Source organism: Pseudomonas bubulae (genome assembly GCF_037023725.1).
In the GTDB taxonomy this organism is placed as follows: Bacteria; Pseudomonadota; Gammaproteobacteria; order Pseudomonadales; family Pseudomonadaceae; genus Aquipseudomonas; species Aquipseudomonas bubulae.
In genome coordinates this window covers 2,822,439-2,834,046 of record NZ_CP146077.1, presented here as the reverse complement: position 1 = coordinate 2,834,046, position 11,608 = coordinate 2,822,439, and the positions used below count along the sequence as shown (strand labels likewise).

Below are 11,608 nucleotides of genomic sequence, written 5' to 3'. Positions count from 1 at the left end.
GTACCCGATGCGCGATCAGGCTTCTTTGCCAAAAAAATGCGTCTTGAGCAACTGTTCGCTGATCGTTGCGTAATACACCTCGGGCACTTTCTGCCCGGGCCCGGCCTTGGCCTCCAGGCTCTTTTTACTGTCCATGCGCTGGCCGGGCAGCTTGAAGTGGGCCGCCGTCGGGTGCTCGTCCCCGCCACGCGCCTGGGCATAGTGCAAATGCGCGTACCAGAGCACCTGACCGGCGCGATCCTGCACGGCATATTCCTGCACGAAATCCTGCCGCTCACCGATCATGGCGATGCGCTGATTGATTTTGGCCAATTGCACCTGGCCCTGCTTCAGCAAAAAATCCACCGTCACCGAGGTCGGCGGCATGCCCAGAAGGATGCCCAGCCCCTCGGCGCGCAATCGGGTTGATGCGGCCTCAAGACGGCCGATCAATGCCTGGGGCGTATCGGGTACGGGCACCGCCGCGGGCCCCCGATCGGGATGCAACGCCTTGATTTCAGCCACGAGCCGGTCAAGGTTATGGGCAAAGCGATCCAGAGAGCCATACAGCTCCGGCGGGAACTTCGTGCGTTTGACGTGGCTTTTTACGCGATGAATTTCGCCATTGACCTGCTTTAACAGGGTGGCAGCCTGGGTCCTGACCGTGCCATAGGGGCGTACCGGCGCGACCTCAGGCGTGTGCAGCTCGACCCATTGATCCGCCGCCGTCTGTTGATAGGCCGTCGAGACATTCGTCGACAGACCACCCGCCGCACGGGCCACCGGCAGGTCGCCGATATCGACAATTGACGCCTCGCCCTGTACTTGGCTGGCCCTGACGGTTCCGATCAGCAGTCCCTTGTTGCGCGTGCGCACGATTTTGCGCCTGGCGTTAGGCACACGGGAAGGCCCCGGCTGCGCCGGCAGCCATTCATCCCGGGCCCGGGCCTGCTCCAGTTGCATCGCCTCGGCCCGGGTATCCAGGGCCTTGATCACCGCCCTGACCTGCCCAACCTGACGTTGATCGAGCCGTGTCCCCGGGCGCATAAGAAAAATGCTCAACGCATCATCAGCCGCAGCGTAGTGCTCGCGCACATCACTGAGGACTTCAAGGCGTTCACTGCGGCTGAACAAGATTTCGTCTTCAAGTTCGGACTGGTTTTTAGCCTTGAAATACAGCGGCCCGACAATCTCATCCACGGCGCGACGGTCATCGCCCAGCGGCTCCAGCGGTACAAGATCACGCAGCACCACCAGTTGATGGGATCGGCACAGCACATCGGAGCGGTAACGGGTGACCGTCTCACCCTCAATCTCGACCTCATAGCCGAAATAGCGCCTGCGCGCATCCTGCGCCTCCCTGAAACCCGACTTGGGCACCCCGCGCAGCTTCTCCAGATACCCCTGCATGGCCTTGAAGTCATTAACGGCGCCCTCCAGCTGTTCGAAAATCCTCAGGCAATCGGCTCGATAAGCCCCCGTTTTGAACATCGCGGCATCCACTACCTGCTTCTCGCCCCTGAACACCTCGGGGTGCATTTCCTGCAGAGAACGGCAGATACTCACTCTCGAGTCGAACAGATGCGCCGTCAGCAGGATCAGGTTTTTGTACTGCTGCGACACGATCACATGGTCATGGTCTTCCACCAGCAGCCCGTGCTTTTGCAGCAGATGATCCAGCGCCTCAAGGTATTCCGGCAGCTGCTTTTCAAACACCGCAATACAGCGCTCCAGCGCCTGGATACAGGCAGTCGGTGGCGCACCCTGAGCGCCGAGTTGTTCATAAGCCAGGGTGGCTTGGTTAATTTCAGCCTGCAGAACCGGCACCCGCTCATTGTAGAGCGCCATTTTTTTGCGCAATTCATTGATGCGCTTGATACGGGCGACGCCTCTGGGCAGAACCTGGGGCACATCGCTGCCTCCCCGCAGCCCTGCCTCGCGGGAAAACCGCCACACCCCCTCGTGATCACCCTGAATACGCGGCCCCCGCTCGGAAGGGTTACGTGGACTGACCAGAAAGACCCCTGACGAATCCATTCCGATTTGATAGGGGAAATCCTCAACAAGGGCATGCCATTTGCCGTTCAGTATGTACAACCCCTTATAGACCCCCTCCCGCACATACATATTTTGCGTGGCGGACCATTCCCCCCGGTTGCGATCAAGCCATTCGAGATGGGAAGGCTTGATATGCACCCAATTGTTGTTGAACCAGGCATGGTCCAGCTGGCTTTTATGGTTGCCCAACGGCACTGCGGGCAAGAAAGTCACACCTTCGCGGATAGCTGCAGGCACCGGGGGTTCGGCCTCCGGGGCAATGCGTCGCTGCTGAAATTCAGGCGGCAGCAGCGCGGTATCGGGGCGTAGCACCCTTGCCGGTAACGGTAACTGGGTGGGTCGCAGATGCAACAGAGTCAGCCCGACATTGAACAGCAGATCGATCAGCGCCGGCGCCCTGGAGGTTGAGTCAGGGCTGCGCAGGCTTTGCATATCCGTTTGCAACGCCAGCACTGTCATCACCACCGCATTAAGCACATGCAGCGCCCCTGGCAACTTGAGCATGGGCACCACCGTATTGAACAGCAGCCAGCCCCCTTCCAGCAGTGAGGCCCAGCGGCGCTCACTGTTGGACAGGGTTTGCCGGTCTGCCAGATCGCTCAGTGCCAGGGCCATTTCGGTATATAACGTATGCCCGAAGTCACCCTCGAGGGCGTCCTCGCCCAGCTGGGCCGGGCGGGAAACAGGCGGCACGGGAAACTCGTCAAACACCCATGACGATGCCGGGAAAGCGCGGTTGAAGCCAGCGACCGCATAGCCCTCCCGAACACCGGCAGGCAGCCAGTCAAGGACGCTCTGCTGCAGCGGCCCCGGCGCCACAATGGACGCCCTGAGTGCCGCCCAGGACGGAAACTCCACCAGCGCGTCCTTATACAAGGGCCGATAAAGCACATGGGGCCCCGCCGAGACCTGTTGAGGGCCGATCACGAACATGTTGCGCACCACATCCGCCCGCGCCGTGGGCGCTGCCAAAAAAGCCAGCGGCCGGATCACCACCGCCTGCCCGGGCATCGTGCGCAACGCAGGGTCGAGCATCATCAGGCCCTTTACGCACTGATAACCGCGTTCGGTAAAGTTGCAGCGCTGGCGCAATTTGCATTCCAGCGCCTGCAAAGGTAAGTGCACCCGCAGCTCATCGACAAACAACCGCTCCCTTGCCTGGGCATGCTCGGGGTTGCCCAGCAGGCAGCGCCTGATCCATTGCGGGTAGTTCTGGCCAATATCGACCGCCTGAACCAGGCGCCGGACATAGTCCGGGGTCATCCACCAGTCCTGGATCAACTGGCCTTTGGCATGGCTGATGCGCACCGGGCGGCTCAGTGCGCCCCTGAGGTTTTGCACGGCCAGCTCGGTCAGGGTCAGGGTGTAAGGGTTGAGCGTGCCGACCGTGCCCTCACCGCCCGGGCCCAGCGGCTGGTTAAAGGTCAGCACGACCTCGTCAGGGTTATAGCCCGGTGCCAGTGGCTGATCCCGGCCCATCCGCCGGCGCAGGGCATCGACGGTGAAGTCGTGCAGGCTGGGGATATCGTCGTTGAAACGACGGCCATTGGCCTGCTGATTGGTGCTGGCCAACGCCGTCAGATGGCTGCGATAAGCAAACCGGTCGGCTGCAGATGCCTGGCGCAACCACTCGGGCAGGCTGGCGTAGAGACTTGACAGGTCCCGCGGCGCACGTGCTTGCGTGGCGCTGAACACGGATGAGGTGTCGGTAATGTCCAGCACCTGAACTTCCAGGGCATCAGTACTTGCCGGCGGCACGGGCGCCATAATGGCATCCAGATGACGTTCAAGTATGCACATGGCCTGGGCCTGCACGAAGTTGCCTTCAGGCTCATAAAGCACGCGGGTTATGGAGTCCAGTGCATAGCGCGCCGCCATGTCGCCGCCCCAGTGTTGAGTAAAGCCGCTGATGGACGCGAAAGCCTGAATAGTACCGTCGACCTTGCAGTGGAAAACGCCATTTTCGCCACTGAGCCCATGCACAATCAGCACATCGGGGGTCAGCACCTCCCAGGTCTTGCCCGCGGCCATCATCTTCGCGGCCACCGTGTAGACCCGGGTGCTGCTGTCGAGGCCGGGCAAACCGTAGCGATCGAGCCGGTCGGGGTAACTGAACACCGAGCGCAGCACGGCGCGCTGCCGGGCACTCAGGTTAACCGTGGTCTCGGCACTGGCCAGTAGCTGATCCTGAATGAGGCGCGACAACCAGATCAAACGGCTCGGCCCGGCATCGGCGGGTTGATTCCAGTACTCGACCAGGGCTTGTTGCAGCGCCACACGCCAGCCCTGCACCACGTTGCGCATCAGTGCTACGACCCGGCTGATGGGCGCGACAGGGCTCATCTGCGAATGGGCGGTTCTTACCCCGATAAAACACTCTTCGCCGGAGTAGTAGTCGTCGTTGAGCGGTTGCTGGCTGGCGATATGCTCCAGCAGCACATTGCTCAGCAACCGATAGCCGGGCTGCTCAAGCGCAGTACCGTCCGGGGCCACCGTATGCACCAGCCAGGTATGAAAAATATCGAAGACCTGCGGCGCGAAGGCCTCGGTCAATTGTTGGAGGAGCAACTGGTGAACCACGCTGCGCAGATTGGGGCGCAAGGCAAACTCACTGGCCACGGCTTGCTGGAGCAGCCGGGTGTCGGGTAAATCGGCTGTATTCACAGGGGTATCCTTCACTGTTGGGTCAAGGCAACAGTTAAAGGAATTTTCGGCCGTAACCTGGGGTAACGGGCTAGTGCATGGTCACTGAAATCATATCCATATCCGTATCCTTCGGCAGCTGCTACAGACCTAGGGCTTAGATAAAACTGCGCGGCTCGCGCAGCAAGACCTCCAGCTCCTCGGCCGGCAAAGGTCGGCAAAACAGATAACCCTGCACCTGGTCGCAACCGTTGTCGGTCAGGAACGCCAGCTGCTCCCGGGTCTCTACACCTTCGGCAATCACCTGCAAACTCAGGCTGTGCGCCAACTCGATAATCGTCCGGGCTATAGCCGCATCCTGAGGGCTCAAGGTGACTTCACGGATAAACGCAATATCAATCTTCAACTTGTCGATGGGGAAACGGCTCAGGTAAGCAAGGCTCGAATACCCCGTGCCAAAGTCATCAATGGAAATTTTCACCCCCATATCGCGCAGCGTCAGCAGGCTGGCCACGGTATGGGGCGTGTTTTCCATCAGCGAACCCTCCGTCAGCTCCACCTCGAGCAAGTGCGGATCCAGTTGATGGGCCTTGAGCGAACGCTCGATATCACTGACCAGGTCGCCTTCACAAATCTGTTGTGCCGACACATTGACCGCCACTTCCACCCCGCCAAGCCCCGCACCTTGCCATTGGGCAATCTGGCTGCAGACCCGGTCAATCACCCACTGCCCCACCCGGGAAATCAGCCCGAGGCTTTCCAGCAGCGGCACAAAAACCGCAGGCGAAATCGTCGCAACCCCTGGCCGGTGCCAGCGCAACAGCGCCTCGACGCCACAAATCCTGCCGTCCTTGAGGCTGATCTTGGGCTGGTAATAGACCTCGAAGGCCTGCTTGCGCACCGCATCACGCAGCGCGGTTTCCAGCTCTTGCCGGGCCAGCACCTCGACATTCATCTGGGCCGTGTAAAACCGGTAAGTGTCCTTGCCCGCCTGCTTGGCCAGGCCCATGGCGGTATTGGCGTGCTTGATCAGGCGGTGCGCCTCGGCACCGTCATCCGGATACAGGGCAATCCCGTAACTGGCCGTCATCGGCGTGTCATGCCCCTGCAGCCTGAACGGCTCGCGCAGCACCTCGCGGATACGGTCAACCATCTGCCGCGGGCCGGGCTGCCCCTTGCGGATCATCAGGATCAAGGCCAGCTCGTCACCGTCCATCCGCCCCAGGGTGTCGCTGACATTAAGGCAATTGGACAGGCGCTGGCTGAACTCGGCCAACACCTTGTCCCCCATTAAATGGCCCCAGGTCAGGTTGATATTCTTGAAGTCATTGAGGCCAACCGTCACCACCGCCAGCTGCCAGCCGCGCAGCACCGCCTGGGTAAGGCCCATCTGCAAGGTGGTGTAAAACAGGTCGCGGTTGGGCAAGCCCGTCAGCGGGTCGTAATTGGCCATCTTCAGCAGCCGCTCATCAGTCCCCATTGCCGTTCGAAAACGCTCCAGATCGCTGGTGCGTTTTTCAAGCTGCTGCTCAAGCATCAGGGTATGCACCGCCTGATAATCGCCAAACGCCTTGAGCCGTAACAGATTGCGCACCCGCAACCACAACTCGTCACTGCTCACAGGCTTGCACAGGAAGTCTTCTGCCCCCGCTTCCAGCCCCAGCAGGCGCGCACTCTGCTCGCCCTGCCCCGACAGCATGATGATCGGGATATTGGCCGTGGATGAATTGGCCTTGAGCTGGCGGGCAACCTGATAACCGTCAGTGCCCGGCATCATCGCATCGAGCAAAATCAGATCCGGCTGCTGTTGCGCAACCGTACTCAAGGCCTGCTCACCCGAACTGGCCGTCAGCGTGTGGTAACCCTGCTCTTGCAGCAAGGCTTCAAGCAGCTCGCGAACATGAACATCGTCATCCACGATCAAGAGTGTGGCAGCTGTATTGGACATGGAACGCGCTCAAATAAGAGGCTGTTAGGTGCCTGATCCGCCGGCCTCCCTGGCTAGCGACCCGTGCCCGTTTAAAGATCCAGTAAAGCACCGATACCCGCGCTTCACCATGAACGCCAAAAACAAAAAAAGCACCCTGAGGTGCTTTTTTGCCTGCGCTGCGGGTTAGCCGGCCAGGCCCGCTGCCCTGGCCCGCGCAGCATGCAGCTTCTTGTAGCTGTCAATCAGGCGCAGGTGCTTGTCCAGCCCTTCCAGCTTGATGCTGGTGGGGGTCAAACCATGGAAACGCACTGTACTGTTCACCGAACCGATGGCGGCGTCCATACGCTCGTTACCAAACATACGGCGGAAATTGGCCTCGTAATCTTCCAGCTCCAGATCTTCGTCCAGTTTCATCTCCAGCACCGCATTCACCGCCTGGTAGAACAAACCGCGCTCCACGGTGTTGTCGTTGTACTGCAGGAACATCTCCACCGCCTCTTTCGCCTCTTCATACTGCTCAAGGGCGAGCCAGATCAGCAGCTTCAACTCCAGGATGGTCAACTGGCCCCAGGCGGTATTGTCGTCAAACTCGATACCGATCAACGTGGTGATATCGGTGTAATCATCCAGCTCGCTTTCCACCAGGCGCTCGACCAGCCCCTGCAGCGCTTCTTCGTCAAGGCGATGCAGGTCAAGGATATCGGCACGGAAAAACAGCGCCTTGTTGGTGTTGTCCCAGATCAGATCGTCAGCCGGGTAGATTTCCGAATAATCCGGAACCAGAATGCGGCAGGCCTTGGCGCCGATATGCTCGTACACCGCCATATACACCTGCTTGCCCATGCCCTCGAGAATCGCGAACAGGGTCGCGGCTTCTTCGGCATTGGCGTTTTCGCCCTGACTGGTGAAATCCCAGTCGACAAACTCGTAATCGGATTTGGCACTGAAGAAGCGCCACGACACCACACCGCTGGAATCGATAAAGTGCTCGACGAAGTTGTTCGGCTCGGTTACCGCCTGACCTTCGAAGGTCGGCTGTGGCAAATCGTTAAGCCCCTCAAAGCTGCGGCCCTGCAGCAACTCGGTCAGGCTGCGCTCCAGCGCCACTTCCAGGCTCGGGTGCGCCCCGAACGAAGCGAACACTCCACCGGTACGCGGGTTCATCAGGGTCACGCACATCACCGGGAACTCACCGCCCAGCGACGCATCCTTGACCAGCACCGGGAAGCCCTGCTCTTCCAGCGCCTGGATCCCGGCCAGAATCGACGGGTACCTGGCCAGCACCGCCTGGGGTACATCCGGCAGGGCGAACTCACCCTCGATGATTTCGCGCTTGACCGCCCGTTCGAAAATCTCCGAGAGGCACTGCACCTGGGCTTCGGCCAGAGTGTTACCGGCACTCATGCCATTGCTCAGGAACAGGTTTTCGATCAGGTTGGAGGGGAAGTACACCACTTCGCCATCTGACTGGCGCACGAAAGGCAGCGAACAGATCCCGCGTGCTTCATTACCCGAGTTGGTATCGATCAGATGGGAGCCGCGCAGCTCACCTTCGCGGTTATAAACCTTGAGGCAGTACGGGTCGAGAATCTCGCCCGGCAACTCATCCTCGGGCCCCGGCTTGAACCAGCGCTCGTCCGGGTAATGCACAAACTCGGCATTGGCGATCTCCTCGCCCCAGAACTGATCGTTATAGAAGAAGTTACAGTTCAGGCGCTCGATAAACTCGCCCAGGGCCGACGCCAGCGCGCCCTCCTTGGTAGCGCCCTTGCCGTTGGTAAAACACATCGGCGACTGCGCATCGCGAATATGCAGCGACCACACATTGGGCACGATATTGCGCCACGAAGCGATTTCGATCTTCATCCCCAGGCCAGCCAGAATGGCGGACATATTGGCGATGGTCTGCTCCAGGGGCAGGTCCTTGCCGGCGATAAAGGTACCGCCTTCAGAACCGGACGCCGGCATCAACAGGGCCTGGGCATCGGCGTCGAGGTTCTCCACCTCTTCAATGACAAACTCGGGGCCGGCCTGCACCACTTTCTTTACCGTGCAGCGGTCGATGGAACGCAGAATGCCCTGACGGTCCTTCTCGGAAATATCCGCCGGCAACTCGACCTGAATCTTGAAAATCTGGTTATAGCGGTTTTCGGGGTCGACAATATTGTTCTGCGACAGGCGAATATTCTCGGTGGGAATATTGCGTGTCGAGCAGTACAACTTCACAAAGTAAGCCGCGCACAGCGCCGACGAAGCCAGAAAGTAATCGAACGGACCAGGAGCCGAACCATCGCCCTTGTAGCGGATGGGCTGATCGGCAACCACGGTGAAGTCATCGAACTTGGCTTCAAGTCGGAGGTTGTCGAGAAAGTTGACCTTGATTTCCATGCGGGATTACCAGAGTTGCTAACAAATAATGGCGGCCATTATCCGGCTTTTACGCGTGAAGTGTTGTGCTTTTGCGCATAACCCGCGGCCAAGCGCCCCCGCTCCTGGAGCAACTGCCGAAGGAACGAGGCTGCGATCGACTGCGCAGCAGCCGTAAACCCTGCGAACCTGATTTAACAGACACAACACATTGCCTGATTTTGCGACGACTTCGTCGGAGTGCCGCATCACGCCGAACGCAGCCTTCGTTCCTCGTCAGCGACTACAGCAATAGAGCAGTACACGCGAACTGAACAGGCCGGCCGGTCGGCCGCCTCGGGGCGCAGTGCTTTTGATCTGCCTGCCCTCCCGGGAGGCCGAGAGGAGGTTCTGTGGAGTGGGTCGACCGGCATGGATGCCGGGAGAGCCGTGATGGGCCATGGATGGCCCGTGACGGCGTGCCCACGGAGCAGGACCGGAGCGAGGGAACCTGAGCGCAGCGAAGGCCGTACGATGGGGCGAGGACCTTTTGGTTCATTTTGGGTCCTTCCAAAAGGGACTCGCTGTAAGAGCGAAACCAATATTCCAGTTAGACACAAATGCCGGATATGTACGCAGTGGATCAGTAGTATTACGACCCCAACAAGCCTGAATAACGCGCCTGTCGCCAATCAGGCGCGTGCTGCTTCAGTGCGTTGCCAGCGTATCCAGCGACTTGTCGACATACCCCTTGGCCAGCTCCACCAAGTGCATGACCGACAACACCAGATCGCGCGCGGGCCCGCTCAAGCCATTCCCCGCCTCATTCGCGCAGGCACCCGCACAACGCAACAAGTCTGACGCCTGGGCCAGGGCCGCTTCTGAATTGACACTGTGCGGGATGGCAAACAAGGCCGTGCCCAAGGGGCGAAGAGGCTTATGGTTTTGCAGGTAGTAATTGAGCGCGCGCTCAGCGGCGGCACGGTCCAGCAACGGGTCGTTAGCCTCAGCAGCAGCGAGGGCTAACACGGGTGGATCGGGGGTGATCTTTTTCATGGGGTTCTCCAAATTTATGGAGCTGCCCTTGATCGCGACTAAACGAATGGGAAGGCAGCCGTACGCAGGTTAGTCGACCGGAAAACTTGGAAACCGGCGCACACGAAGGTGCCCTACGCACGGCCACCATAACAATGGCATTTTGCGTCAAGTTTACCAGCCGAGCGACTAAACCCGACCGCTGAAAGGCAGCGATGGGCCGAGACTATGCCCCGAACTGGACAGGCGCAAGCCAGGGGGATTTTCTAGGATGTTTCACGGCAATGAAAGCGAAACGTCGTACGAAACGCCTGAAAACAAAGGTCAAAAAACCCCACCTGGCCCCGTACCACCCAACAACGACAACCCACCTCCCAAGCAGCAAACTGTGAATATTCACCCCTGCGCCGCCCCTATCGCGACCATAAGCCATATTCAAGTCACTGTACTGACACAATCCCGGGCACAACTTTGAAACATGCACTAACTTAACGCAGCAACTAAGCCATCATTTAAATTATATAGCTTTATAGTCAGAACTATTATTCCAGGGTTATAAGCCATGCCTGCCCTGCCCCGAAACAAGTTCTAAAACACTATTTACACAGACATATCATAGTGCCACTATCCCACCCGACCGAGCCCTGGCAGGGCTAGGGCGTGGCACAAACCTGCGGTAAAAACACCCGATTTCGGGCCCATAAACACCGGCCTGCGCACACCACCCGTCTGTACACGGCCCCGGCAAGGGCCGCACCCAAGTCCGGGGCAGCGCCCGCCAGCAAAGGGCCCGGCTCAAGAGACCTGCCATTGAGCGGAGTTATTTTTGGTCGAAAATGGCCGAAATGTTATTTATTGTCGAACAATAGATATTGAAATACAGCTATATAGCTCAAACAAAATCGCCTGCAGATTTAAAGGTTGATATTGCAATCGGTTCGCAGTTAATATTTTGCCCGTTCAATTTCGTACCGACCCTTTATCTGTAATAAAGCCGGAGCAACTGTGCTCCTGCCCAGGCCATCGCCACATCATACTGATGCCGGCAGCCTTTATTGATAGGCACAGCCACTCCCTGGACAGGGAGTATTGGTCGTGACGATTCGTTAAGTGCTCTCGCCGGCTGAGCATGTATGGCACAAAGGAAGCTGCCTTGTTTAAACGAATCTTGATTGTCTGCATTGGCAATATTTGCCGCAGCCCTACCGCCGAGCATCTCTTGCGGGTCGCCCTTGCGCCTACCGACATCGTCGTGAGCTCCGCAGGCCTGAGCGCCGTAAAAAGCAAGCCCATCGAAGCCACAGCGGCGGCCGTTCTTGAAGAACATGGCCACGCTGTGCCTGAACATATCTCCACCCAGCTGACCGCCGCCAAAATAAATGAAGCCGATCTTATTTTGGTCATGGAACAACATCATATTAATGGTGTCCTAAGCCTCGCTCCAGAGGCTCGGGGCAAAGTTTTTCTGCTGGGCAAATGGCAAGACAACCGCGAAATCAACGACCCGTACCGCCAGGGCAAGCCTGCTTTTGTGCATGCGTACGCACTGATTGACGCCGCCGTAAATGCATGGGCCCAGCGGATCAAACGCTGAGTCATTCCTCGAATTACCTGTGA

Annotated in this window: 5 protein-coding genes; 1 reads left to right on the top strand and 4 read right to left on the bottom strand. The window is 58.9% G+C overall.

The window, feature by feature from the left end; all coding sequences use genetic code 11:
- Positions 1–15: 15 nt before the first annotated feature.
- The 4 genes from V6L81_RS13110 to V6L81_RS13095 form a co-directional block, all read right to left on the bottom strand.
- Positions 16–4,701, bottom strand: a complete 4,686-nt coding sequence (locus V6L81_RS13110; RefSeq protein WP_338660016.1) for a dermonecrotic toxin domain-containing protein — start codon at positions 4,699–4,701, stop codon at positions 16–18.
- A 136-nt stretch (positions 4,702–4,837) separates the two neighbouring features.
- Entirely contained in the window at positions 4,838–6,628 is a 1,791-nt protein-coding gene (locus tag V6L81_RS13105) for a bifunctional diguanylate cyclase/phosphodiesterase (protein ID WP_095000564.1), read from the bottom strand.
- A 165-nt stretch (positions 6,629–6,793) separates the two neighbouring features.
- Positions 6,794–8,998 carry an OsmC domain/YcaO domain-containing protein gene (locus V6L81_RS13100; protein ID WP_095018129.1) on the bottom strand — a complete coding sequence of 735 codons (2,205 nt, stop codon included), beginning with the start codon at positions 8,996–8,998 and terminating at the stop codon, positions 6,794–6,796.
- 666 nt (positions 8,999–9,664) lie between these two features.
- On the bottom strand, positions 9,665–10,012 hold the full coding sequence (locus tag V6L81_RS13095; RefSeq protein ID WP_095018130.1) for a DUF6124 family protein: 348 nt from the start codon (positions 10,010–10,012) through the stop codon (positions 9,665–9,667).
- 1,108 nt (positions 10,013–11,120) lie between these two features.
- Between V6L81_RS13095 and V6L81_RS13090 the strand changes: the two genes are divergently transcribed.
- On the top strand, positions 11,121–11,585 hold the full coding sequence (locus V6L81_RS13090; RefSeq protein ID WP_095000567.1) for a low molecular weight protein-tyrosine-phosphatase: 465 nt from the start codon (positions 11,121–11,123) through the stop codon (positions 11,583–11,585).
- Positions 11,586–11,608: the final 23 nt, after the last annotated feature.